General features: G+C 71.7%; 26 protein-coding genes. 12 read left to right on the top strand and 14 right to left on the bottom strand.

The features are described 5' to 3' along the window. Window positions 1-71: 71 nt before the first annotated feature. From AC07AZ_RS04290 to AC07AZ_RS04260, 7 genes are all read right to left on the bottom strand, one after another. Window positions 72-380, bottom strand: a complete 309-nt coding sequence (locus tag AC07AZ_RS04290; protein ID WP_478843648.1) for a SpdD-like protein — start codon at window positions 378-380, stop codon at window positions 72-74. 23 nt (window positions 381-403) lie between these two features. Then, window positions 404-559 (bottom strand): hypothetical protein, encoded by a 156-nt coding sequence (locus tag AC07AZ_RS04285; protein ID WP_478843646.1) that lies wholly within the window; start codon window positions 557-559, stop codon window positions 404-406. Between the two features lie 11 nt (window positions 560-570). After that, window positions 571-762 carry a mobile element transfer protein gene (locus AC07AZ_RS04280; protein ID WP_143614700.1) on the bottom strand — a complete coding sequence of 64 codons (192 nt, stop codon included), beginning with the start codon at window positions 760-762 and terminating at the stop codon, window positions 571-573. 21 nt (window positions 763-783) lie between these two features. Beyond that, window positions 784-1,446 carry a DUF2637 domain-containing protein gene (locus AC07AZ_RS04275; protein WP_478843643.1) on the bottom strand — a complete coding sequence of 221 codons (663 nt, stop codon included), beginning with the start codon at window positions 1,444-1,446 and terminating at the stop codon, window positions 784-786. A gap of 78 nt (window positions 1,447-1,524) precedes the next feature. Continuing rightward, the gene (locus AC07AZ_RS04270) at window positions 1,525-2,880 is read right to left on the bottom strand and encodes an FtsK/SpoIIIE domain-containing protein (protein ID WP_478843641.1); all 1,356 of its coding nucleotides are present in this window, start codon (window positions 2,878-2,880) and stop codon (window positions 1,525-1,527) included. A 2-nt stretch (window positions 2,881-2,882) separates the two neighbouring features. Further along, on the bottom strand, window positions 2,883-3,236 hold the full coding sequence (locus tag AC07AZ_RS04265; RefSeq protein WP_478843639.1) for an SCO3933 family regulatory protein: 354 nt from the start codon (window positions 3,234-3,236) through the stop codon (window positions 2,883-2,885). Window positions 3,237-3,376: 140 nt separating this feature from the next. Then, window positions 3,377-4,156: a GntR family transcriptional regulator gene (locus AC07AZ_RS04260; RefSeq protein WP_478843637.1), complete on the bottom strand. Its 780-nt coding sequence runs from the start codon at window positions 4,154-4,156 to the stop codon at window positions 3,377-3,379. An 18-nt stretch (window positions 4,157-4,174) separates the two neighbouring features. On the opposite strand from AC07AZ_RS04260, the gene AC07AZ_RS04255 reads away from it, so the two are divergent. The 3 genes from AC07AZ_RS04255 to AC07AZ_RS04245 all read left to right on the top strand — a co-directional run bounded on the left by AC07AZ_RS04255 (window position 4,175) and on the right by AC07AZ_RS04245 (window position 7,002). Continuing rightward, a complete protein-coding gene (locus tag AC07AZ_RS04255) occupies window positions 4,175-4,639 on the top strand; it encodes an NUDIX hydrolase (protein WP_478843635.1) in 465 nt (154 codons plus the stop codon). Window positions 4,640-5,890: 1,251 nt separating this feature from the next. Next, window positions 5,891-6,577 (top strand): TNT domain-containing protein, encoded by a 687-nt coding sequence (locus AC07AZ_RS04250; RefSeq protein ID WP_478843633.1) that lies wholly within the window; start codon window positions 5,891-5,893, stop codon window positions 6,575-6,577. A gap of 74 nt (window positions 6,578-6,651) precedes the next feature. Further along, window positions 6,652-7,002: a hypothetical protein gene (locus AC07AZ_RS04245; protein ID WP_478843631.1), complete on the top strand. Its 351-nt coding sequence runs from the start codon at window positions 6,652-6,654 to the stop codon at window positions 7,000-7,002. Between the two features lie 160 nt (window positions 7,003-7,162). On the opposite strand, the gene AC07AZ_RS04240 is transcribed toward AC07AZ_RS04245, so the two are convergent. From AC07AZ_RS04240 to AC07AZ_RS04230, 3 genes are all read right to left on the bottom strand, one after another. Next, window positions 7,163-8,842: a lysyl oxidase family protein gene (locus AC07AZ_RS04240; protein ID WP_478843629.1), complete on the bottom strand. Its 1,680-nt coding sequence runs from the start codon at window positions 8,840-8,842 to the stop codon at window positions 7,163-7,165. 430 nt (window positions 8,843-9,272) lie between these two features. After that, a complete protein-coding gene (locus tag AC07AZ_RS04235; protein WP_478843627.1) occupies window positions 9,273-9,923 on the bottom strand; it encodes a GtrA domain-containing protein in 651 nt (216 codons plus the stop codon). A 179-nt stretch (window positions 9,924-10,102) separates the two neighbouring features. Beyond that, window positions 10,103-10,597 carry a MarR family winged helix-turn-helix transcriptional regulator gene (locus AC07AZ_RS04230; RefSeq protein WP_478843625.1) on the bottom strand — a complete coding sequence of 165 codons (495 nt, stop codon included), beginning with the start codon at window positions 10,595-10,597 and terminating at the stop codon, window positions 10,103-10,105. 119 nt (window positions 10,598-10,716) lie between these two features. Here AC07AZ_RS04230 and AC07AZ_RS04225 point away from each other — a divergent pair, with 119 nt between their 5' ends. The 7 genes from AC07AZ_RS04225 (at window position 10,717) to AC07AZ_RS04195 (ending at window position 19,419) form a co-directional block, all read left to right on the top strand. Continuing rightward, window positions 10,717-11,079 (top strand): HGxxPAAW family protein, encoded by a 363-nt coding sequence (locus tag AC07AZ_RS04225; RefSeq protein ID WP_478843623.1) that lies wholly within the window; start codon window positions 10,717-10,719, stop codon window positions 11,077-11,079. Window positions 11,080-11,127: 48 nt separating this feature from the next. Then, window positions 11,128-12,003 carry a DUF2797 domain-containing protein gene (locus AC07AZ_RS04220; RefSeq protein ID WP_478843621.1) on the top strand — a complete coding sequence of 292 codons (876 nt, stop codon included), beginning with the start codon at window positions 11,128-11,130 and terminating at the stop codon, window positions 12,001-12,003. A gap of 211 nt (window positions 12,004-12,214) precedes the next feature. After that, on the top strand, window positions 12,215-12,955 hold the full coding sequence (locus AC07AZ_RS04215; RefSeq protein WP_478843619.1) for a response regulator transcription factor: 741 nt from the start codon (window positions 12,215-12,217) through the stop codon (window positions 12,953-12,955). Next, on the top strand, window positions 12,952-14,604 hold the full coding sequence (locus AC07AZ_RS04210) for a sensor histidine kinase (RefSeq protein WP_478843617.1): 1,653 nt from the start codon (window positions 12,952-12,954) through the stop codon (window positions 14,602-14,604). Before AC07AZ_RS04215 ends, AC07AZ_RS04210 begins: the two co-directional genes overlap by 4 nt. A gap of 14 nt (window positions 14,605-14,618) precedes the next feature. Further along, window positions 14,619-16,124 (top strand): bifunctional glycosyltransferase family 2/GtrA family protein, encoded by a 1,506-nt coding sequence (locus tag AC07AZ_RS04205; RefSeq protein ID WP_478843615.1) that lies wholly within the window; start codon window positions 14,619-14,621, stop codon window positions 16,122-16,124. Continuing rightward, entirely contained in the window at window positions 16,121-18,364 is a 2,244-nt protein-coding gene (locus tag AC07AZ_RS04200; RefSeq protein ID WP_478843613.1) for an ArnT family glycosyltransferase, read from the top strand. Before AC07AZ_RS04205 ends, AC07AZ_RS04200 begins: the two co-directional genes overlap by 4 nt. A 287-nt stretch (window positions 18,365-18,651) precedes the next feature. Beyond that, complete coding sequence (locus tag AC07AZ_RS04195) at window positions 18,652-19,419, top strand: TetR/AcrR family transcriptional regulator (RefSeq protein ID WP_478843611.1); 768 nt, start codon at window positions 18,652-18,654, stop codon at window positions 19,417-19,419. On the opposite strand, the gene AC07AZ_RS04190 is transcribed toward AC07AZ_RS04195, so the two are convergent. From AC07AZ_RS04190 to AC07AZ_RS04180, 3 genes are all read right to left on the bottom strand, one after another. Next, window positions 19,400-20,362 carry a LysR family transcriptional regulator gene (locus AC07AZ_RS04190; RefSeq protein ID WP_478843609.1) on the bottom strand — a complete coding sequence of 321 codons (963 nt, stop codon included), beginning with the start codon at window positions 20,360-20,362 and terminating at the stop codon, window positions 19,400-19,402. The genes AC07AZ_RS04195 and AC07AZ_RS04190 overlap by 20 nt on opposite strands. 64 nt (window positions 20,363-20,426) lie before the next feature. Further along, window positions 20,427-20,900 (bottom strand): PPOX class F420-dependent oxidoreductase, encoded by a 474-nt coding sequence (locus AC07AZ_RS04185; protein WP_478843607.1) that lies wholly within the window; start codon window positions 20,898-20,900, stop codon window positions 20,427-20,429. A 59-nt stretch (window positions 20,901-20,959) separates the two neighbouring features. Further along, on the bottom strand, window positions 20,960-21,310 hold the full coding sequence (locus tag AC07AZ_RS04180) for an STAS domain-containing protein (protein ID WP_478843605.1): 351 nt from the start codon (window positions 21,308-21,310) through the stop codon (window positions 20,960-20,962). A 177-nt stretch (window positions 21,311-21,487) separates the two neighbouring features. Here AC07AZ_RS04180 and AC07AZ_RS04175 point away from each other — a divergent pair, with 177 nt between their 5' ends. Together AC07AZ_RS04175 and AC07AZ_RS04170 are read left to right on the top strand one after the other, a co-directional pair. Next, window positions 21,488-22,195, top strand: a complete 708-nt coding sequence (locus AC07AZ_RS04175) for an ANTAR domain-containing protein (RefSeq protein WP_478843603.1) — start codon at window positions 21,488-21,490, stop codon at window positions 22,193-22,195. Between the two features lie 42 nt (window positions 22,196-22,237). Next, entirely contained in the window at window positions 22,238-22,951 is a 714-nt protein-coding gene (locus AC07AZ_RS04170) for a GAF and ANTAR domain-containing protein (RefSeq protein ID WP_478843601.1), read from the top strand. Window positions 22,952-23,102: 151 nt separating this feature from the next. Here the strand turns inward: AC07AZ_RS04170 and AC07AZ_RS04165 are convergent, their stop codons facing one another. Beyond that, window positions 23,103-23,924: a YceI family protein gene (locus AC07AZ_RS04165; RefSeq protein WP_478843599.1), complete on the bottom strand. Its 822-nt coding sequence runs from the start codon at window positions 23,922-23,924 to the stop codon at window positions 23,103-23,105. Between the last annotated feature and the right edge of the window lie 201 nt (window positions 23,925-24,125).

Raw genomic sequence — 24,125 nt, 5'->3', positions numbered from 1 at the left:
TTGCGAGATCGGGAGTGGGGCACGGCTCCCGGGCGGCGCAGACTTGGCGGTTGAGGCCGCCCGGGGCCCGGTCAGCGGCGCTTGGCCTCGCCGTTGATGAGTGAGCGGATGACCAGGGCGCAGATGGCGAGCGAGGCGCCGGTGATGGCGACCGCGAGGAGCATCGAGACCAGGACCGCGCCGACGACCAGGACCACAGCCGTCCCACCACCGACGAGGGCGACGACGGCACCGGGGGTCAGCTGGACGGTGGGCCGAGCCGCAGCAACGGGCGCCGGGGCCACGGGGGTCTGCTGGACGACGGTGGTCGGCTCGACAACGGCGGGCGGGGTGACGAGGCCGGTCGGTGTCGGCATGGTCGGGATCTTGGGGCGGAACATGGTGGATCTCCCTTCAGCGGTGGTTACTTGACGGCGGTGTCGATGACCGGGGCGAAGAGGCTGTCGGCGATGAGGTAGCCGCCCAGGAGGAGCACCAGGACCAGCCAGAGCGGCGGGCGGATGAGCTTGCAGCCGAGGTAGCCGACGGCGGCGAGGGCGAACCAGAGGGGGACGTCCATGGCGGTGTCTCCTATCGGGCGGTGCAGCGGTGGGTGCGGGCGGCGAGCTGGGCGGCGCTCTGGCTGGAGTAGTCGGCGGACCAGCCGCAGCGGTCGTTGGTGCATACGGCGGCGTGCTTGGTGCGGCCGTGGCGGTCGCGGTGGGTGCCGATCTGCACGGGGCCGATCCGCATGACGGAGTGGAAGTGATCGCGGGCAGGCATCGAGGTCGTTTCCTTCCGGGGTCAGGCGAGTTGGGCGGCGATGGCGTCGGCCAGCTGGGGCGGGACGCCGAGGCGGGCGCGCAGGGTGTCGGTGTCGATCGGCGATCCGGTACGGGTCTGGTGGTCGTCGGCGACCTTGCGGGCGTGGTCGACCAACGCGGCCGGGACCGGTGGCGCCGGGTCGGCGGCGGGCAGGGCCGGGGCTTCTTCAGCCGCGGGGATCTCAGCGGGCTCCGGCTCCGGGGTGGAGGCCGCAGGCTCCGGGATCTGTGGTGCGGATTCGGGGGTTGCGGGTGCCGGCGGATCCGGCACCGGGTCTTCGGTCGTAGGCGAGTGGGCGAGGAGGGTGCCGCCGAGGAAGGCGAGGGCGGGCCATCCGGCGATGCCGAACCGCAGCCAGGCCGGGGGGTGGGCCAGGTCGAGGAATCCGGCGGTGGCGACGTTGGCGCCGAGCGAGGCGACCAGGGCGATCAGGAACCAGCACCAGGCCAGCCGGGACGGGCCATCCGAGCGGAGCCGTCGCCAGGCGGCGACCAGGAGCAGGTCAACGGAGATGGGGTAGGCCCAGGCTTTCCAGCCGGACTGTCCGGCAGCGGCGGCGAGGTCGTGCAGGTGGGCGAAGGACAGCGCTCCGGCGATGACGGCTTGCACGAGGACGGCGTCCGGGCGAATCGAGCGGGTCATGGAGTCACCTCCTGTTTTGGGCAAGGGGCGGGTAGGGACCCGGCGCGAAGCGGTCGCGCCGACCGTGGGGCGGAAGGATCAGGCGGTGGCGGGGGCTGTCTTGGACAGCTGCACGCGGGCCGAGGGCAGCGGGGCAACCGCGGGGCGGAAGGCCGCCAGGGCGGGAAGATCCGGGACGCGGTCGGCGTGCTTGTTGCAGATGTTGACGGCTTCGCGCATCGAGGTGTGCGGGGCGCGGATGCGGGCCCAGCCGCCGGAGGCGTCGCCGGTCACGGCGATGCCGGGGGTCTCGGTGGGGATCTGGATGGCGGCGAGGACGGCGTCCGGGGCGATGTCGCCGAAGGCCATGTTGGCCGAGGTTTCGTCGTTGACGCGGTGGGCGGTGCGGCCGGTGAGCTGGGCGCGGAGCATGGTGATGCCCTTGCCGAGTTCGGAGCCGAAGCGTTGTCCGCAGATCTCCAGGTAGATGCCGGCGGCGCGGCCGAGCTGGGCGAGGCGGACCAGGGCGGTGATGATGCGGTCCCGGCGCTTTTCCTCGTCCTTGGTGGCGAACAGGGCGAGTTCGGCGACCTCATCGACCAGGACCACGACGGGGACCGGGCGTATGTCGTCGGGCAGGTCCCAGATGTCGGCGGCGATCTCCGCATCGGGGACGTTGACGCTGATGCGCTGCTGAGCGCGGATGAGCTGGTAGACGTCCTCCATGTGGGTGACGAGTGCTTCGAGGAGGTCGAGGGCGGTGTCGGGGTTGTCGGCGAGGGCGGAGAACCGGCGGGCGAGCGGGAAGAGTTCGACGCCCTGCTTGCAGTCGATGCCGACCAGGGCGACATCCTGCGCGGCGAGTCCAGCAACGAGGTTGCGCTGATAGACGGACTTCCCGGACTCGGTGGCACCGAGGGTGAGCCCGTGAGGGACGGTGCGGTAGTCGCGGTAGTGGACGGCGCCGTCCTCGCGCAGCGCGATCGGCACACGCATGGGAGCGTGGTCGGTCTTGGCGGGCATCTGCACCCGCTTGAGGACGTCGTAGCCAGTCATGCGCAACTCAACGACACCGGACCGCAGTTCACGCGAGGTGACGCCGTACATTCCGAAGGAGTGACGCAGCCGGTCCGAGGCGGCCGAGACGTCGAAGGCGTCCTGTCCCGGGCGGAGCTTGAGCCGCAGGACCAGGCCAGTCCGGGTGGGCCGCAGCCGCAGGATGCGCGGTGCGCGGGACTCAGGTGCCGGACGGTTGGCCATCCGGGCGAGGGCGAGCCGCCAGCGGGAGGGCGGGACAGTCAGACCGCAGGCGTCCATAACCGAGGCGTAGCGGACCAGGACCCGCAGCGTCGCGAGGGTGACCCCGAAGGTCAGCCAGTACCAGGCGGGGCGCCGCCACCGCAGGATCACTGCGGCAGCGACGACCAGCACCAGCGCGACCGTGAAGGCGGTCATGATCAGGCCGCCTTGGACTGCGAGGCAGCGGCGGCGAGCGACGTTACGGCGACCGCGCGGAAGGCGATGCCGTGGCGCTTCTGGCCGTTGAACTCGTTCTCCCAGGCCGAGGCGACCAGGCCGGTCAGCGCGACCGGGGTCCCCATGGTCAGCTCCTCCGAGACACCCGGCTGAGGGACGGTGAGCTTCAGGATCTCGACCTCGTCGGGCGTGGAGAACATGACCTCCACCGTCATCAGCGTGACGCCGTCCTTGTCGAGGGCGATCTCACCGGTACGACGGTCCTTGACCTTCTTCTGCGGAGCCTTGGCAACCATCACGGTCGCGTTCGAGGTGTCGACGGGAATCTGACGCACAGCGGATCACTCCTCTATAGAGGGTTGGACTCCGTCACTCATGTATATGAGTGACATGAAGAAGAGTGCCTGACTCATGTACATGAGTCAACCCGCCGCGAAAAAGAACTCGCGACGGGCTGCGGGGAGTTGAGTGCGCGTCAGTCGGCGGCGGGGATCCGATACTCGAAAACGAACTGGTCAGCGGCCATGAGCGTGTCGCAGACCTCGACCACACGCCCCTCGGTCGTACGCGCCTCGCGGATCAGGTGGATCACCGGAGCACCGGGGCTGAGCGCCAGCTCAGACGACTCAGCCTTGGAGGCCGGACGCCCTTGAAGGGTCTCGACGAACTCCGCGAACTCGTGCCCGTGGTCTTCGAGTCGGGCGTAGATGCCACCCCCGCCGGGGTTCTCGGCGAACAGCTCGGGGATGTCCTTGACGACGTCCCATGGAAGGTACGACGTCGCGGTCTCAACGGGCGTGCCGTTGCGGAAGTAGAGGCGCCGCCGGGCGAGCACCTGAGTGCCGGCGGATACGCCCAGCCGTTGGGCCGCATCCTCGGGAGCCTCCATCGGGCCGATGTAGAGGACGCTCACCTTGGCCGTGGCGCCGGACTGCGCGGACTCGGCAAGGTAGGCGGCCTTGCCGCCCTGTCGAAGGGAGCGCCTGAAGCGATCGGAGGAGCGATGCCGCACCGGCGGCCGATCCTTCACGATCGAGCCCTTGCCGTGCCGTGTCTCGACGAGCCCGCTCGCACGCACTTCGGCCATGGCCTTACGAATCGTCCCGCCGGAGACGCTGTAACGCTCGACGAGTTCCGACTCACTCGGCACCATGTCACCAGGCTTGAGGACGTCTGCCCGGATCTGCTGCACGATCTCTTCGGCGATCTGTACGTACCGAGGTACGGACCTCTCCCCTCCTACCGTTGTTTCCATAGTCCTTCTCTTCCTCCTATGCTCCTGTACATGAGTCAATCACAGCAAGCAACTTTGCCGCCGCTGCACTCCGTATCTGTTGCCGGAGTAGTGGTGCGCGAAGATGGCCGCCTGCTGGCGATCCGCCGGGCCGACAACGGCACTTGGGAGCTGCCTGGCGGTGTTCTCGAACTCGAGGAGACCCCCGAAGTGGGCGTCGCCCGCGAGGTCCTGGAGGAGACGGGCATCCACGTCGAGGTGGACGAACTCACCGGGGTCTACAAGAACATGACCCGGGGCATCGTGGCCCTGGTCTTCCGCTGCAAGCCGTCCGGCGGCATGGAGCGCACGTCGAGTGAGTCGACCGCGGTTGCCTGGCTCACGCCCGAGGAAGTGGCGGAGTGCATGGCCGAGGTCTATGCGATCAGGCTTCTGGACGCCTTGGATGGCAACGGCCCTCACGTGCGCAGCCACGACGGCAAGCGCCTCATCCCAGCGGGATAGAACTTTCCCTACTTCATCAAGGCCCGCGCACGGCGCGGGCGCGCGCCGCCTCTGCGGCGCGGCCTGCCTCTGTCTTCGCCCCGGCTGGCCGCGCCCGGCGGCGCGCTGGCGAGCTGCGGGCGTGAAGGGGGAGACACCCTCTGTGGCTGGGGCGGTCGGCTCCACGACTTTAGCCAGCCACTTTGGCGCGAGCCTCGAAGATCATGGCCCCAACGTCGTGCTTTAACGGGCAGGTCCACAGACTGCCCGACGCGCCGGAAGCTTACGGGGCCATGATCACTCGCGCCAAAGCAGCTCCCGGCCAAAGTCGCTCCGCCGACCTTGCGTTAAATGTGACCCATGTCACTCACGGCGCCCACTCCGGCATATGCCGCGCCGACGGCTCGGAGTTCTTGTAATACAGAAACCAGGCCTGTTCAGGCTTTTTAGTATTTGGAATCTATTATTCGGAGTTGCCTAAGCAACCTGAAATCAGCAGCACCCTGACCTGCGAAGTTGTCAAAATGAGAATATGTCACAGCCGGGTCGCCAGTGAGCGCTGTAACCCATCTCCGGGTGCTGTAACGTCGAGTTCATAGCAGCAAAAGGCCCCGTCCTTTTGAGTCTCGCCAGGCCAGGACGGGGCTGAAGCGAACCCCACCGGAGTACGCACGGAAGGAATGGCATGTCGCGCACCCCTACCGAATCCGAGCCTAGCGGAGGACGTCAAGGAAGTGTCGTCATATGGGCGTCAGTCTTAACCGGGTTAGGAACCTTCCTGGCCGGGATCGGGACGTTGATCGTGGCAATGCGCTAAAGCTGTTGCCGGGCAGCCTCCACCCATAGCGGTTCAACGACGGCGGGTTTCGGCTCCGGCGGATGCGCCAGAAGTACAGCAGCCAGGTACAGCAACCACAGCAACCGGTCCCGCCCGACGGCGCCTCTGTGCGGCCGCAGCACAACCGGTATGACCGCCGCCGACCGATCCACATAGAGCTACGGATCAGAAGGTTGCAGGTTCGAATCCTGCCGAGTGCACAGTTGACCAGAGGCCCCGTGGAGGAATCCACGGGGCCTCTGGTTTTGGCCTGTTCGGCCGACCGGGGATGTCTGCTCCTCCGTCCGGGTGACCGACCGCGATCTCTTCCCCTTCGCGCACATGTCGTGGGTGAACGTATGCCTGTCACACGATGAGGCAGCCGGTCGGTCACCGCGACCGGCTGACCGCCCCCGGGCGGCGTCGGGCCGGCGTCGGAAGAGAAGGGACACCGGATGCGCGTACTGTGCGCCTTCGTGGGGAGCGCCGTCGCGTCGCTCCTCCTGCTGATCGGAATCTCACCGACCGCGGCCTACGCGGACCACCCCCGTGCGGGGCAGGGAGCCCACTGCCCGACCGAGAACCGCGGCCGCGGGAGCAACTCGGCGCCGGCGAAGGAACTCGATCCGTACTTCCTTCACGACTGGCGGCTGGGACCGCAGCCCCTCCCTCACACGGGTGCTCTCGGCGCGATGCTCAGGGGCTACCACCGCGCGGGCGGCACATCCGCCTACTGGTTCCTCGGGTGTTACTGGCAGACCGACCCCAAGACGGGGAAGTCGGGCTGGTGGTACCCCGACAACAACGGTTTCGTGCTGAAGGACGGTAGGCCGGTGGAGCATTCCCAGACGCTCCGCAAGGGTCAGCTGGTCGACCTCTTCGGCAGCGGCTTCGGCAACTTCCTCGCCCCGGCGGGCACGCCGTACGCCAAGCGCGCGATCCCGCCGAGCAACCTCGACACCTACGTCGCGGCCTACACGTCGAGCTACCACGTCTACCGGGTCCTCAAGCCGTTCACCGTCCATGCCGGGCCGATCAGGCCCTGGTTCGGGCAGCCCGGCCTCGGCCTCCAGTACGTGACGGACTCGCCGATCCCCACGCTCGTCAGCTCGCAGAAACTCGAAGAACTGAATGTGACCTGACGAAACCAACCTTGAGGTGGCCGCGGGCCGGTCCGGTCGGCGGCCCCTCCGAGGCAGGCGACGGGACGGATCTGATGGACAGCGCGGAACTCGTGGAAAGGCTTCGCGAGGCGGACGTCCCGGAGGCGTTCTACGACATCCCCGGCGTCCACGAGGTGTCGGTGCGACTGGACGCCCACTACTTTCTGCGCCGTGAGGGCGACGCCTGGACCGTGGGGGTGCGCCAGCGCTCCCAGGACAGTGTCGTCCGGCGTTTCGCCACCGAGGCCGAGGCCTGCGCCCACCTCTACGACACGCTCGTCCGCTCCCTCGCACGCCCTTCGGGGGCGGCGCAGCCGCTGGACGGGCTCCTCGCGAACGCCGAGGAGATCCAGCGGCAGGCGTGGGCCGACTTCCGTCACGACGGGGCGGCCGACGACGGGTGAGTCCTGGGCCGTCCTTCGTCCCGTGCGCGCATCGCCCCTGGGCGGCCGGCGGCCGGGCGTCGGGGGCCGCTGGTCAGCGACCGGCGTCCGGGGTCACCAGCCCCGCAGGCCGCAGGCCCCGTGGAGTGATCCACGGGGCCTCCGGTTCGGGTGGGGCTCGTTACGGGGTGTTGATCAGGTCGTACGGCGGGACCGTCACCTTGCGGGCGCCCGGGGTGCCGGACAGGACGACCTTGCGCAGGGCGACGTTGTTCTTGAGGGTGGTCTCCTTCAGGCGCTTGGCCGGGTTGGCGATCACCTGGATGTAGTAGGTGCCGTTGGGCAGGTCGGTGATGTCGAAGGACTGGCCGGGACGGTACTGGGTGTACGTGTCACCGGAGCCGACGTCGAGGACCTCGCGGACGGAGATCGAGTTCTGCTCGCCGCAGGCGGTCGACAGGTCCGTGTTGTACGGGTGCCAGTTGGCGTTCTTCACCGTGTAGTCGATGGCGTCGGTGTTGGCCAGGCAGAACGCCTCCTTGCCGCTGCGCACCTCCTCGGTCTTGTCCGCGCTCAGCAGCCGGTAGCTCGCGAAGTCCGTGAAGTGCCAGTGCTCGTGGCCGACGCGCGGGTCCCACTCCATGGTGCCGGTGGGGGTGTACCCGACCTGCTTGCCGTGCGCGTCGTAGAAGTACTGGTAGGCGTCCATCAGGTCCGCGCCCGGCTTGCGGAAGCCGTCCACGACCAGGGGTGCGGGGCCCGCGTTCCAGACGTTCGCGCTGAAGGCGAGGTAGTCCTTGCCCGGCGCGTCGCCGTCCTCGCCGTCGGTCACGGCGATGTCCCAGGCGGGCAGGGCGCGCAGGTCCGGCTTGGGCGCGTTCGCCGGGACGCCCGCCCGGCCGGTGGGCCTGTGGGCGTTCGCCCTGAGCGCGGGCGCGATCCGCGAACCGTCGGTGTGGCCGAGCCCGTCACCGAGGTGGTGGGCCGTGCCGAGTCCCTCCAGGGCGTGGGAGAGCGCGGGCGGGGTGGGCGCGTCGGCGCCGCGGGGGCCGTAGGGGTGGGCCGCGCCGGTGCCGTGTCCGCCGTGTCCGCCGTGCTGCGTCGCGTGGGCGGAGGACCCCGGAGCCGCCACCCCCTCGCCGCCGCCGTCGCCGGACTCCCGGACCGTCACCTTCACGGTCGGCCGGTCGTCGGGCATGCCGAACAGGTCGCGGTACTTCTTCGCCACCGAGACGACGGCCGTGTACTCGCCCACCGGCAGGTCGACGGGTTTGTCGTAGTCGACGGTGCTGGAGTTGGCCGCCCAGCCCTTCTCGACGCCCCACACCGAGCCCAGCGTGAACGGGTTGGTGGAGCAGCTCTCCGGATAGTGCGAGGTCGCCGGGGCGTCCGGACGCAGGCGCCCGGAGGCGTTGTCCGGGCAGAACGTCCCCTTCCGCTTCGCCACCTCCACGCCGGCCGCGTCCTTGACCGACACCTGGAGGAAGCCGGGCAGGCCGGAGAAGTCCTTCACCACGCCCGCGGGCAGCGTCCTGGTCGTCGTGCGGTTGCCGGCGCGGAGGATCTGCCGGGCGACGACAGGGTCCTTGTACGACTTCCTGGTCACCTTGATCTCGAGCGGCGCCTTGTCCACGGTGACGTACGTGCCCAGGTCCAGATAGACCCCGGACTCCCCCCGCCACCGTTCGAGGGTCACGGCCTTCGACGCGGCGACCAGCTTGAGCTTCGGTTTTCCGGCCGTGTCCGCCGGGGCGGCGCCCGCCCCGGGAGCGGCCCCGGCGGCGGTGACGACGACGGCGAGCACGACTCCGGTGGCGAGCGTCGAGTGCTTCAGGCGGTTGCGGTGTAACTGACTGGTCATCGGTTCCTCGTCTGCGAGTGCCTCGGTCGAAGGCATCGGACTGGACAGCTCACGGCCGGCCCTCGCTGTCGGCGCACCCCCCGCGCCTCGGGGACCGGCCCTGTGAGCACCCTGTGAGAGCGGTGAACAGGGTGTGTGGGTTGCCTGTTGGGAAGAAGACGGGCGTTGATCGTGATCCTTCCCGGTGACCGGCACGGCTGCGCCGGTCACCGGTGGGACCTCCGACGCTCTGCCGGGACCCCGCCCGACCAGGGAGATCCACATGTTCCGCGGGGCCCCGGTCCGCCTTGGCGTCGTCTGCGCCGCGCTGCTCCTTCCCGCGACGGCCGCCTGCCGGACGACCGCCTGCCCGACGGCCGCGTCCCCGGCGGCGGCCGCGGCGAACCGGCGCGGCCGGACCCCGGGCAGGGGTCGTAGGCCGCCCGGCGGACTAGGCGGTGCCGGCCAGGGCGGGCCTGCCGGCCGCCTTCCACACGGCGTGCTCACGCCCACCGCCGGCAGCGGCGGCGGCACCCGCGCGGACGCCGACATGCGCACCGGCACCCGCGCGGACGCCGACATGCGCACCGCCACCTGCGCGGACGCCGACACTCGCACCGGCGTCCGCGGCCGTAAGGCCTGTCCTTCCGAGGGCGTGGCCCGGGCGGGTGGAGAAGACGTACAGGCGCAGGAGCAGGAAGCGGCCGATGCCGGCCAGGCCGGCCGCGCCGAGGTAGACGGTCTGCTCCCGGACCAGGCCGGGGGACGGCCGTACCGCGTGCAGCAGGAACATCGCGGCGCAGGTCGCGAGGTAGGCCGCCGTCGCGGAACCGGCGGACTGGAGGTGGCGGCGCAGGCCCGCACGCCGTCCGGTGCCGAAGGTGACGCGTGCGTGCAGCTCCGTGCACAGGAGGGTGGACGCGACGGTGACGACGGCGTTCGCCAGGGCCCAGGTCAGCCGGTCGGCCAGCAGGGGGACGGCGGCGCTGGAGAGGACACCCACCCCGCCACCGCACCCCACGAACCGGACGAAGGAGGCGAGGGGGCCGGGGGCGGACGGCGTCCGGTGTGCCGTGTCCGAGCCGGTGACCTTCGTCTTCATGGCGTTTCCCTCCGGGCGGGAGCCCGCGCCCCCCGAGACCTCTGATCGCGCGGACCGTGCCGGCCGTGCTGGATCAACTGCGGTCAACGATCCCGTTGTTCGGCCGCCGGGGCGATGGAGCCTCCTACCGGACCGGGGGTGGGGCCAGCTCTACCGTGGGGCCCCGCACCAGGGCGACGTCACGGCCGGGGGCGCTCCGCGTCCTGGTCCCGGAGCTCCTCGATGTACGCGTGCGCCAGGCCGGTCGTGCGGGTGAACCAGTCGGTGAGCACGGCGATCTCGGCGGGGGAGTAGTCGGCGAAGTGCGCGTTGAGGCGGTCGTAGTAGGGGCCGTAGAGGGCGTGCACGCGGGCCACGGCGGCCGGTTGGGCCGCCACCCGCACGCGGCGCCGGTCGGCCGGGTCGGGGACGCGGGTGACGAAGCCGCCGCGTTCGAGGCGGTTGAGGATGCCGGTGACGGCGCCCGTCGTGACGTGGGCGTGTTCCGCGAGGTCGCCCGCGGTCAGCAGGTTCTCGCCGGCCTTCAGGACGCAGCCGAAGCACAGCAGGTCGGTGACGTTGAGGCCCAGCCGCTGGGCCATCTCCTGCTGGCCCAGCAGGTGGGCCGCGACGAGCGAGTCCATGGCGGACAGCGCCTCGGCCGGGGTGGCGGCGGGGCGGGGCGTGGGGGACATACCTGTTGCCTGATTCCCTTAGCTCGTGAGATGTTTATGCCGTTAATCTCTTACGTCATGAGAGACATCCATTTTCTCACGGCCGCGGCGGAGGCCCGCCGCCACCAGGAGGCAGGCACATGAGCACACACCTGTACGACGAGGGGCACACGGTCGCGGGCTGGACCGGCGTCGGCGTCGCCACCTCCGGCGCGGCCGTCGTGGGACTGGGGATCTGCGCGGTGTCGCCCCCGATCCTGGTGGCCGGACTGGTGATCGAGGCGGCGAGCGTGCTGATCACCTGGGCCCTGCACCTCACCGGCTGGGGCAAGCCGCCGGGCGTCCGGCCCAGGGAGCAGTGGGGCATGCGGGTACGGGACCTCGCGGCGCGCGACGGGCATCCCGGATGTGTCGGATGCCGGCTGGCGGGCCGGGGACGGGAGCGCGGGCGGATCACGGCGGAGGCACCGGCGCCGGTGCGGGTCCCCGGTCCCGTGGGCTGAGCCCGGACGGGAGGTCGCTGTCAGTGCCGGCGCCTACGCTCGGGGGTGATGGCACAGGCATGGAGGTGCGCGGGGCTGCGGTGGGCGGCGGAGGGTCCCGTGCTGACCTGGGACGGCGGGCGGCGCAGTGCGCTGACCTGGGGGAAGCGGGTGGCCTTCGGGGTCGCGGAGGCGGGTGCGCGGTCGTGCCGGGGGGCGCGGGGGCACGCCTGTCCGGTGCGGGCGGTGGTGCCGGGGCGCAGTACCGGGGCCCGGTGCGAGGAGTGCGCGCGGCTGGACCGGGCGCACTCGGTGGCCGCGGACACCATCGCGGACGACCCCCGGCCGTACCGCGTGTATCTCGCCTGGTTCGGTCCCGGCCTGGTCAAGGTGGGGATCACCGCGCTCGAACGGGGGCCGGCGCGGCTGCTGGAGCAGGGGGCGGTCTGCTTCAGCTGGCTGGGCGCCGGGCCGCTGATGGCCGCGCGCCGCACCGAGGAACTGCTGCGCGCCGCGCTCCGCGTGCCGGACCGCGTCCCGTACGCCGACAAGCGCGCGGCGCGTTCCCAGTTGCCGCTCACCGAGTCCGAACGGGTCGCTGAGGTCACGGAGTTGCACGCGCGGGCCGTGGCACTGGCCGGCTGGCCGGAGTCCCTGGCCCGCCTGCCCTGCCAACCCGTCGACCACGTCGGGGTGTTCGGGCTCGCGGGCGGACCCGCCGCGGCCGGCAGCGTGACCGAACTCGTCCCGGGCGGCGTGGTCGGCGGCCGCCTGGTGGCAGCCGCGGGCCCCGACCTGCACCTCGTGAGCGGAGACAGGGTGATCGTGCTCGACACCAGGCTCATGACCGGCTGGGACCTGCTCCCCGTCGGGACCGACGAACTCACCGTCCCGGTGAAGGAGTTCGGGGAAGCGGTTGCCGTCGTCCAGGACGGGCTGTTCTGACGGCGGCGGCAGCGGCAGCGGCAGTAGCGGCGGCGGCAGCGGTGGCGGTGGCGGCCGGACGGGCCGCCCGCCCCCGGCGTGAGGGACAGCGGCAGGGGGGCGGCCGGCAAGGCATCCCCCAGGTGTTCCCTGAGAGCCGCCTGTGCGTTTCTCAGGAAAATCACAGATTGGTGAAAGCGTGTTCTCAGAGGACCCCGACAAGGTGTCCACCATGACCACGACCTCGCCCCAGGGGCGCACCGAACTGCTGAGGCCGGACGGGAGCCCCGTCCGCGTGCTGGTGGTGGACGACGAGCTGTCGATCACCGAGCTGCTGTCCATGGCCCTGCGCTACGAGGGATGGCAGATCCGGAGCGCGGGTGACGGGACGGGCGCGATCCAGACCGCGCGCGACTTCCGGCCCGACGCCGTCGTCCTGGACATGATGCTGCCCGACATGGACGGGCTCACCGTCCTCGGCAGGCTGCGCCGCGAACTGCCCGACGTGCCCGTCCTCTTCCTCACCGCGAAGGACGCCGTCGAGGACCGCATCGCGGGCCTGACCGCCGGTGGCGACGACTACGTCACCAAGCCCTTCAGCCTGGAAGAGGTCGTCGCCCGGCTGCGCGGGCTCATCCGCCGCTCCGGCGCGGCCGACCGGCGCTCCGACTCCGTGCTCGTCGTCGGTGACCTCACCCTCGACGAGGACAGCCACGAGGTGTCGCGCAGCGGCGACAACATCCACCTCACCGCGACCGAGTTCGAGCTGCTGCGCTTCCTCATGCGCAATCCGCGCCGGGTGCTCAGCAAGGCCCAGATCCTCGACCGGGTGTGGTCCTACGACTTCGGCGGCCAGGCCAACGTGGTCGAGCTGTACATCTCGTACCTGCGCCGCAAGATAGACGCCGGCCGTGAGCCGATGATCCACACCCGCCGGGGCGCCGGCTACCTGATCAAGCCCGCCGTCTCATGAGCGGGCGACGACGGCCGCGACCGCAGAAGCGAGCAGGCAAGCCGCGCACCCTGCGGACCCGGCTCGTCGTCGCCTCGGTGCTGCTGATCGCCGTGGTCTGCGCGGTGATCGGCACGGTGACCACGCTGGCGCTGCGGGACCACCTGTACCAGCAGCTGGACGGCAAGGTGAAGGACACCGCCCTGCGGGCCACCGGCGGCCCCATGGGTGAGCCGGGCAACGGCAAGGGGCAGCTGCCCGGCGGTGCCCAGACCGGCACGGCCCCCGTGAACAACGCCACCACGCCGACCGCGAAGGTCGACAGGCTCCTCACCGGGGGGCCGACGCAGCCCAAGACGGTCGCCGCGTACGTGAACGTGAAGAACGGCACCATCTCCAGCTCGGGCTACGCCAAGCAGCGCAACCGCTACGACAACGAGATGAGCGCCGGCAGCCTGACCGCCGCCCAGAAGACCGCCCTCGCCTCGGTCTCCAGGGACGGCAGGGCGCACACCGTGGAGCTCCCCGGCCTCGGCGACTACCGCGTCCAGTACATGGAGAACCGGGACCACAGCGACGCGTACTACGTGGCCCTGCCGACCGCGGACGTGGACGGGACCATCGACACCCTGATCCTCGTCGAACTCAGTGTCACCGCCGCCGGTCTGGTCGCCGCGGGCATCGCCGGGTACGTCCTGGTCGGCGTGGCCACCCGCCCGCTGCGCAGGGTCGCCTTCACCGCCACCCGCGTCTCCGAACTGCCCCTGCACACGGGCGAGGTGCACCTCAGCGAACGCGTCCCCGAGTCCGAGACCGACCCGCACACCGAGGTCGGCCAGGTCGGCGCCGCGCTCAACCGCATGCTCGACCACGTCCACGGCGCGCTGCACGCCCGCCAGCAGAGCGAGATGCGGGTACGGCAGTTCGTCGCGGACGCCAGCCACGAACTGCGGACACCGCTGGCCTCCATCCGCGGGTACGCCGAGCTCACCCGGCGCGGCAGGGAGCAGGTCGGCCCGGACACCCGGCACGCCCTGGGACGGATCGAGTCCGAGGCGGGCCGGATGACGTTCCTGGTGGAGGACCTGCTGCTGCTGGCCCGCCTGGACGCCGGGCGGCCCCTCCAGTTCGAGCAGACCGACCTCGTACCGCTCGTCGTGGACACCATCAGCGACGCGCGTGCCGCGGGCCGGGACCACAACTGGCGCCTCGACCTGCCCGACGAACCCGCGCTGGTGTCCGCGGACGCCGCCCGTCTGCAACAGGTGCTCGTCAACCTGCTGGCGAACGCGAGAACGCACACACCGCCCGGTACCACCGTCACCGCCCGCGTGCAGCGGCGCGGGCCGTGGCTGTGCGTGGACGTCGAGGACGACGGCCAGGGCATCCCGCCCGACCTGCTCCCGCGGGTCTTCGAACGCTTCGCGCGCGGCGACTCCGCGCGCTCCCGGGCCACCGGTTCCACCGGTCTGGGGCTGGCGATCGTGCAGGCCGTCGCGTCCGCGCACCAGGGCGCGGTGACCGTCGACAGCGTCCCCGGGCGCACCGTGTTCACCGTGCACCTGCCCGCGCTCGGCCCGCAGCCGCCCCGTCCGGCGCCGGAAACCAACTGGCAGTCGCACTCACAGGCACAGCACAGCGCCGCCATATGGGTACAACAGCGGGCCTGACGAGAGTCGTCGGTATGCGAACCGACTCTTCTCCCGGCACTCTGCCGGCGCGGGAGCACCTCCCGGCCACAGACGCCGGTACGCCTGTCCTGGACGTAGTGATCCCCGTCTACAACGAGGAGAAGGACCTCCAGCCGTGTGTGCTGAGACTGCACGAGCATCTCAAGCGCACGTTCCCGTACGCGTTCCGCATCACGATCGCGGACAACGCCTCGACCGACACCACCCCGCGGGTGTCGGCACGGCTGGAGGCGGACATCCCGGAGGTCAGGGCGTTCCGGCTGGAGGAGAAGGGCCGCGGCCGGGCGCTGCGGACGGTCTGGTCCGCCTCGGACGCCCCGATCCTCGCGTACATGGACGTGGACCTCTCCACCGACCTCAACGCGCTGCTGCCGCTGGTCGCGCCGCTCATCTCGGGCCACTCGGACCTCGCGATCGGCTCCCGGCTGGCCCGCTCCGCCCGCGTCGTACGCGGCGCGAAGCGTGAGTTCATCAGCCGCTCCTACAACCTGATCCTGCGCGGCTCGCTCCAGGCCGGCTTCTCCGACGCGCAGTGCGGCTTCAAGGCGATCCGCCGTGACGTGGCGCAGGCGCTGCTGCCGCTGGTCGAGGACACCGGCTGGTTCTTCGACACGGAGATGCTGGTGCTCGCCGAGCGCGCCGGGCTGCGCATCCACGAGGTGCCCGTCGACTGGGTCGACGACCCGGACTCGACGGTGCACATCGTGAAGACGGCGACCGACGACCTCAGGGGGGTGCTGCGCGTGGGCAAGGCCCTGGCCACCGGTTCGCTGCCGCTGGACCGGCTCACCCGCCCGTTCGGCGACGACCCCCGCGACCGCGAGATCCAGGACGTGCCGAAGGGACTGGCCCGCCAGCTCGTCGGATTCTGCGTGGTCGGCGGCCTCTCCACCCTCTTCTACCTGCTGCTGTACAGCGTCTTCCGGCAGTTCGGCGGCTCGCAGCTCGCCAACGCGCTCGCCCTGCTGGTCTCGGCGGTCGCCAACACGGCCGCCAACCGCCGGCTGACCTTCGGGGTGCGCGGCAGCGGCGGCGCCGTCCGGCACCAGGCGCAGGGCCTGGTCGTCTTCGGTATCGGCCTCGCCCTCACCAGTGGCTCGCTCGCCGCGCTGAACGCGGCCTCCGGCGACCCCGAGCACTCCACCGAGCTGGCGGTGCTGATCGCGGCCAACCTCGCGGCGACGGTGCTGCGCTTCCTGCTCTTCCGGGCGTGGGTGTTCCCCGACCGCGACGAGTCGACGGTGGTGGCCTCCCACCACCCGGCCGAGCCCGCCCGTCCGACAGCGCCGACCACGCCGTACCGCCCGCTGCCGCAACAGCCGACGGCACACCCGTACGCCGTGAGCCGCCCCGCGGGCCCGCGGGCTCCGTACGACCCGTACGACACCACCCCGTTCCGCGCCGGTGAAGCCGCGGACCGCACCTGGAGGGACGCCACCATGCGGCTTCAGCCCGTGCGACCCACCGACACCGACACCGATCCGAGGGAATCCCGATGACCACCCACGACCGGACGAGCCAGCAGGGGGGACCCGGTCCCTCCGCGTGGGGGCCGCCGACAGGCGACACGGCGGTACAGGACCACAGCGGTACGGCCTTCCAGGAACCGGCGGCCCCGCCGCCCGTCCCGGACTCCGGTGAACCCCAGCAGCCCTTCGTACGCAGAGCGTGGCGGGGCAGGCCCGAGGACCCCCGCTGGGTACGCCCCGCGTTCCTCGGCCTGCTGCTGGCCACCGCGGCGCTCTACCTGTACGGCCTGAGCGCCTCCGGCTGGGCCAATTCCTTCTACTCCGCGGCCGTCCAGGCGGGCAGCCGGAGCTGGAAGGCCTTCTTCTTCGGCTCGCTGGACGCGTCCAACGCCATCACCGTCGACAAGCCCCCGGCCTCGCTGTGGCCGATGGAGCTGGCGGTCAGGATCTTCGGCCTCAACTCGTGGGCGATCCTCGTCCCCGAGGTGCTGATGGGCGTCGGCACGGTCGCCGTGGTGTACGCCTCGGTGCGCCGCCGCTTCAGCCCCGGGGCCGGTCTCATCGCGGGAGCCGTGCTCGCGCTCACCCCCGTCGCGGCGCTGATGTTCCGGTTCAACAACCCGGACGCGATGCTGGCGCTGCTGATGTCGGTCGCCTGCTACCTGGTGGTCCGGGCGCTGGAGGACGGCCGTACGAAGTGGCTGGTGTGGGCCGGAGTCGCGATCGGTTTCGCGTTCCTCGCCAAGACGCTCCAGGCGTTCCTCATCCTGCCGTCGCTGGCCCTGGTCTACGGCGTCTGCGCCCCGGTGAATCTGCGGAAGCGGCTTGGGCAGCTGGCCCTGGCGACGGTCGCGATCGTGGTGTCCGGCGGCTGGTGGGTCGCGATCGTCGAGCTGTGGCCCGCGTCCTCACGCCCGTACATCGGCGGCTCGCAGAACAATTCCTTCCTGGAGCTGACCTTCGGCTACAACGGCCTCGGCCGGCTCAGCGGCGACGAGACCGGCAGCGTCGGCGGCGGTGGCGGGGGCGGCGGCACCGGGCAGTGGGGCGAGACCGGCTGGAACCGGATGTTCAACTCCGAGATCGGCGGCCAGATCTCGTGGCTGCTGCCCGCCGCGCTGATCCTGCTCGTCGCGGGCCTGGTGGCCACCCGCCGGCTGAAGCGGACCTCGGTGACCCGCGGTTCGTTCCTCGTCTGGGGCGGCTCGCTGCTGATGACCGCGGTCGTCTTCAGCTACATGGCCGGCATCTTCCACCAGTACTACACGGTGGCCCTCGCCCCCTACATCGCCGCCGTGGTCGGCATGGGCGCGGCGCTCCTGTGGGAGAGGCGCGGCGAGACCTGGGCGTCGATCACCCTCGCGGCCTCGGCCGTGGCGGCCGCCGCCTGGGGATACGTCCTGCTCAACCGCACCCCCGACTACCTGCCGTGGCTGAAGTGGCTGGTGCTGATCGGCGGCCTGGCCGGCGCCCTCGGCCTGGTCTTCGCCGCCAGGGTGAGCCGCCAACTGGCGCTCGCGGCAGCGGGCTTGGGCATCGTGGCCGCGCTGGCCGGTCCGACGGCGTACACGCTGAGCACGGTGGACTCCGCGCACACCGGTTCCATCGTGACGGCCGGCCCGGCCGGCGCGAGCATGATGGGCGGCCGGGGCGGCGGTCCCGGCGGTGGCGGCGGCTTCGGCGGGGGCATGCCGGGCCGGAACCAGCAGGGCAACGGCACCCCGCAGGGGCAGAACCAGCAGGGCAACGGCTTCCCCGGTGGGGGCATGCCCGGCCAGAACCAGCAGAACGGCAATGGCACCACACAGGGCCAGGGCCAGGGCCAGAACCAGCAGGGCGGCATGCCCGGCGGCCAGACCGGGGACGGCGGCGGCATGTTTGGGGGCGGCGGTGCCGGCGGCCTGCTCAACGGCGCCACCGTCAGTTCCGCGGCCAAGAAGCTGCTGACGACCGGCTCCGGCGGCTACACCTGGGCCGCCGCCGCCATCGGCGCCCAGAACGCGGCGAGCTACCAGCTGTCCACTGGTGAACCGGTGATGGCGATCGGCGGCTTCAACGGCACCGACCCGTCCCCCACGCTGGCCCAGTTCAAGAAGTACGTGGCGGACGGAAAGATCCACTACTACATCTCCAGCGGCTCCGGCGGCGGCATGGGCGGCAGCAGCGACGGCACCTCCGCGCAGATCACCTCCTGGGTCGAGAGCACCTTCAAGAAGGTCACGGTCGGTACGGCCACCTTCTACGACCTCACCCGGCAGGCGAGCGGCTGACGGTCGGACGACGGGAAGGGCGGTGGCGCGAGCCGCCGCCCTTCTCCGCGTCCCGCCCTCCTTCCTCTCGCCGCCGCCGCCCTTCTCCGCGTCCCCACCGCCCTCCTCCGCGTCCCCGCCCGGCGGGCCGGTGTCCGCGGCGTTGGCGCACAGGGCTGAGCGGGCAGACTCCGAGGTGGTGGTCGCCCGCCCGGTGGGCGGCCGGGGCCCGCCGTGACCGGTCGCGGACCGGGACGTCCGGCGTCCGCCCGAGCCGGCCGGCGTCGGAACGTCGAGGAAGGTGCGCCATGGTGAAGGCAGCCCAGCGGGCGGCGCGGGCCAGTGTCTGGCTGGAGGGCAGGGCGCGCCGTGGCGGGCGGAGCGGGGGACAGCCGTCGGGGCTTGACCGGGACCGGATCACGGACGCCACGGTCCGGCTGCTGGACGCGGACGGCCTGGACAGGTTCTCCATGCGCCGCCTCGCCGCCGAGCTGAACGTCACGGCGATGTCCGTCTACTGGTACGTCGACACCAAGGACGATCTCCTCGAACTCGCCCTGGACGCCGCCTTCGGAGAGCTGCGCCTGCCCGGCCCGGACGCCGGCGACGAGGACTGGCGCGAGCAGTTGCGGTCGCTGGCCACCGGATACCGCGCGCTGCTGGTGCGCCACCCCTGGCTGTCGCCGCTCGCCGGGCGCTACCTCAACATCGGCCCCAACTCGCTGGAGTTCTCCCGCGGGGTCCAGCGGGTCATCCGCCGCACCGGCCTGCCCGCGCACGGCGTCACGGGCGCGATCTCCGCCGTCTTCCGGTTCGTGTACGGCTACGGCACGATCGAGGGCCACTTCTTCGCCCGCGTCGCGGACGCCGGGGTGAGCGCGGACGACTACTTCCGGCAGGCCATGAGCGCGGTGACCGGCTCCCCCGACACCGCGGACGCCGTCCAGGAGTCCCGGGACATCGTCGCGGCCCGCGGCGGCGACACGGTGGCGGAGATGCTGGACCGCGACTTCACCTTCGCCCTGGACCTGCTGGTGGCCGGTATCGAGGCGATGGTCAGGCGGTCCGGGACCTGAGCGGCAGCGGGTCGGGTGCCGTCGCCCAGGTCGGGAGCCAGACCGTCCCGGGCAGCGGGGCCAGGCCCGCGAGGTGTCTGACGACCGCGTGGAGTCCCGGGTGGGGGTTCGTCCCGCGGAACATGAGGGAGAGCGGGTAGGCGAGCGCCGGGTTCACGATCGGGATGCGGCGCAGGTCGTGGCCGGCCGGCCAGAGGTACCGGTCGCGCGCGCCGACGAGGGTGGCCAGGTCGGCGGAGTCCGCGAGGGCGTCGAGGAGCACCTCGTCACCGAAGTTCGGGCCCGCGGTGTCGACGCCGAGGTCGAACGCGGTGCTGAGCTGGTCGTAGAAGTCCGCCCATTCGCTGCCCGGTGCGATACCGGGCACCCGGATGCGGAGCCCGCGCAGTTGGTGCGGGGTCAGCGCGCGGGCGGAGGCGAGGGGGTGCCCGGGGCCGACGAGGAGTTCCAGCGGGGAGTGGAAGGCGTGGATCATGCGCACGTCGGGCGGCAGTGCGGCGGGATCGGTGACGCTGCGGAACGAGGCGTCGATCTCGCCCGCCCGGACGGCGGCGGCCACCACCCGGGGGTCGTCGACCCTGAGGGTGACCACGTCGAGGTCGGTTCCGGGATGCGCCCGCCAGTAGTCGTGCAGCACGACGGCCTGCGCGCTGCGCAGGCCGAGCACGTCGATCCGCAGGGCCCGCGCACCCGGCCCGACCGCGGTGACGGCACGATCGACACCCGCGACGATGCTCCGTGCGTGCGGGAGGAACGACCGGCCGTCAGGGGTGAGTTCGACCCCCCGGGCGGTACGGGTGAACAGGCGGGCGTCCAGCTCGCGCTCCAGGGCGGCGATCCGCTTGGAGACCGCCTGCTGTGTCACGCCCAGCTCGTCGGCCGCGTGCCGCAGCTGTCCGAGTTCGGCCGCCCGGACGAACGACCGCACCGCCTCCGTGTCCATCGCTCCAGCTTAGGCACGCCCCGCCGGGCGCCGTGGCCCGCCGGAAGACGGTGCCCCCGGGCTTCTACGGCTGGTCCTCCACCAGCCGCGCCGGGAAACCGCCGGTCGCGACCGGCCCCCACCGCTCCGGGGTGATCCGGATGATCGACTTGCCCTGCTTGGCCATGGCCGCGCGGTACTCGTCCCAGTCCGGGTGCTCGCCGGCGATGTTGCGGTAGTACTCCACGAGGGGTTCCACCGACTCCGGGGTGTCGACGACCTCGGCTGTGCCGTCGACCTGGACCCACGGTCCGTTCCAGTCGTCGCTCAGCACGAGCACGCTGACCCGGGGGTCCCGCTTGGCGTTGCGCGTCTTGGCCCGCTCGGGATACGTCGAGACGACGATCCGCCCCGAGTCGTCGACCCCGCAGGTCAGCGGAGAGCTCTGCGGGCTTCCGTCGGCCCGCCGGGTCAGCAGGACGGCGTGGTGCCGGGGCCGTACGAAGTCCAGCAACTCGTCCAGCGATACGGACGTGTTCGTCGCGATGTTCGGTGCCATGGGACCAGCCTAGTGCTGGGAGGGGAAGGACCCGCCGGCTCGCACCGCCAGGGCAGGCACTACCTCCACGGACCCAGTGCCTCGGCGAGGTTGTCGTACACCGGGACGTCGCGGCGCAGGCCGGTCAGTTCGAGGACGCGGCCGGCCACGCTGCCGGGGGCCGCCACCACCCGGACGAGCACCCGGAGCCGCAACAGGCGCCGTACGTCGTCGATGAGACGAACGCCCTGGGAGTCCATGAACTCGTTCCCGGAGAGATCCAGGACCAGTACCCGCAGTCGCCCGGCGCGGGCCTGTGCGGCGGATATGACGTGTCCGAACAGTGCTTCGGCGTTGCCGAGATCGATCTCCGCGGGCAGACGGAGCACGGTGCGGTCGGGAAGATTGAGCGGTTTCGGGATCAAGGTCACGGCTCTCACCTGGCAGACGTCCGTCCGGATTCCGGTAGGCCGCTTCCTGACCTGTCGGGTCATTCCACCATGAGCGCGCGGGACTGCGGAAGCGAGCGGCTAAAGTGCTGTCTGTCCTGTGCTCGCAGTCGGGAATGTGCTGCGGAGCTCTCCTGCGCATGGCCGTTTTGGCCGTGCATGCCGAAGAGGTTCGTGGTGGTTTCGCCTGAATTTCCTGATTTGCCCCGTTTTCCGGTCGGTTTCGAGCTGGCCGAAGCGCTGACGGCAGCGGCCCGCCAACTGCACGAGACAGCCACCCCGCACAGCACCCTGCGCACCGCGGTCCGGCTGGGCGTGCACATCCTGCCCGGAGCCGAACACGCCGGCATCTCGGAGATCGAGCGCCCCCGCCGCCGTCGCACGATCGCCTGGACCGACGAGGTCGTGCGCTCGGCGGAGGCCGAACCCATGAGCCGGGACCACGGGCTGTGGACCACGCCCGTGCTGCGGGTGGAGGACAGCGAGGCCGACGCCGCCGACTCCGCCCTGGCCGACGCCGGCCTGCGCTCCGCCCTGGCGCTGCGTCTGCGCGCCGACCGCCGGCGCCTCACCGTGCTCACCGTGTACGCCCGCAAGCCGAACGCCTTCGACGACACCGCCACCCGGATCGGCCGGCTGTTCACCGCGCACGTCAGCCTCGCCCTGGAGTCGTCGACCACCCGCGAGCAGCTGACCGAGGCCATGCGCACCCGCGACCTCATCGGCCAGGCCACCGGCATGCTGATGGAACGCCTCGACATCGACGCGGCCGAGGCGTTCGACAGCCTGGTGCGGGCCTCGCAGCGGGAGAACGTCAAACTGCGCGACATCGCCCGCCGCATCATCGACACGAACAACGCCCCCTGAGCGGACGGGCGTGTCCGGGCCGGTCCGGGATATCCGTACGTCATGAGTGCTGAGACGCGCGAGACCCTGGACGAGGCCATGGTGCGCAACAGCGGGCTCGACACGCTGCTGCGCGACCTGACCGACCGGGCCGTGCAGGACGTGCCGGGAGCCGTCGCGTGCAGTATCACGGTGCGCCGTGCCGACCGGCTGCTGACCCTGGCGGGCAGCGGCGGGCTGCCGAGCGGCCTCGACCAGCGGCAGTACGAGAACGGTTCGGGGCCCTGCGTGGACGCGGCCGGGAGCCGGACCGAGCAGTACTCCCCCGACCTGGCGGAGGAGTCCCGCTGGGCGCCCTACCCGGCGTACGCGGTGTCCACCGGTGTCCGCTGCGTGCTGGCGGTGCCGCTCGACGTGGAGGGAGAGGCGGGCGCCGCCATCAACTTCTACGGCGTCCGGGCCGGAGCGCTGGGGCCGGGGCGGGACGCGGCCCGTACGTTCGCCGCCCGGGCCACCGACACGATCAACGCGGCGCTGCGCATCGAGCGCCGCCGGGAGTCCGCCGCCGACGTGCGCACCGCGCTGCTCTCGCGCAGCGTCATCGACCAGGCGATCGGCATCCTCATGGCGCAGGAGCGGATCGACGCGACTCTCGCCCTGGAGCGCCTGCGCCGCGTCTCGATGGACCGGAACGTCAAACTCCGCGACCTCTGCGACGACCTGGTGAACCGGATGACCCGGGCGAACCGCGACGGACGGCCCCCGGCGCGCTCCTGAGGCGCGAGCGCCGGGCCGGGTGGGGAGTACGACGGCGTACGGCCCGCGAGCCGGGCGCGAGGTACGGGGCCCCGGACTCCCGCGTCGGCCTGCCGGACTCCCCGTCGGCTTGCCGGACTCCCCGTCGGCCCGCCGGACCCCCCGCCGGCCGCTACGCCTGCGGCAGGGACTCGCCCCGCACCGCCTGGACGTCCAGCTCGACCCGCAGCGTCGTACCGATGGCCGCGATGCCCGCCTGGAGCACCTGGTTGTAGTTCATCGCGAAGTCCTCACGGCGCAGTTCGGCCGTCGCGCGGAACGCCGCCCGGGTCCCGCCCCACGGGTCGGAGCCGGTGCCGAGGTAGGCGAGGTCCAGGTCGACCGGCCGGACGACCCCGCGCATGCCCAGTTCGCCGCGGACCGTCCAGCGGCCGGCGCCGGCCGCCGTGACGCCGGTCGAGCGGTAGGTGATCTCGGGGTGGGTGTCGACGTCCAGAAAGTCCGCGGACCTCAGATGGGCGTCGCGCGTGGCGTTGCCGGTGTCGATGGACGCCGCTCGGATCACCGCCTCCACACGGGACTTGGTCACGTCGTCGGGGGCGATCTCGATCGACGCGGCGAAGTCGGTGAACCGTCCGTGCACGCTGGAGATGCCCAGGTGCTGGGCCACCGCGCCCACGCTGGAGTGCGCCGGGTCGACGGTCCACGGTCCCGGCGGCGGCAGTTCGGCGCCGCCCTGCCGGGCCAGGGTCACCGTGCCGACCTCGGCCCGTCCGCTCGCGGTGACGATCGCGCTGGAGGCGGCCGGCGCGTACCCGACGGCCGTGACGATGACGGTGTACGCCCCCGGCGCGAGCGCGGTCGCGTCCCGTACGGCGCCGTCGCCGTCGGCCTCGGCGCGCACCACCTGCGAGCCGGTCGCGTCGGTCACCGTGACGACCGCGTGCGACACGGCCCATCCGTCCCGCGTGCGGATCTTCGCGGTCAGTCCCATCCCGTTCTCTCCCTGCGAGGCAATACGAAGCGGTCGTGAAAAGGCACGGCCCGGGGGGGGGGGGGGGGGGGGGGGGGGGGGGGGGGGGGGGGGGGGGGGGGGGGGGGGGGGGGGGGGTGGGGGGGGGGGGGGGGGGGGGGGGGGGGTGGGTGTGGGGTGTGGGTTGGGGACCGGGGGGGGGGGGAGAGAAAAAATAGAGAG

The sequence above is a fragment of the Streptomyces sp. NPDC043878 genome (assembly GCF_056435735.1).
Note: the sequence above shows the minus strand (reverse complement) of the source record. Positions and strands in the feature narration are given on the sequence as shown.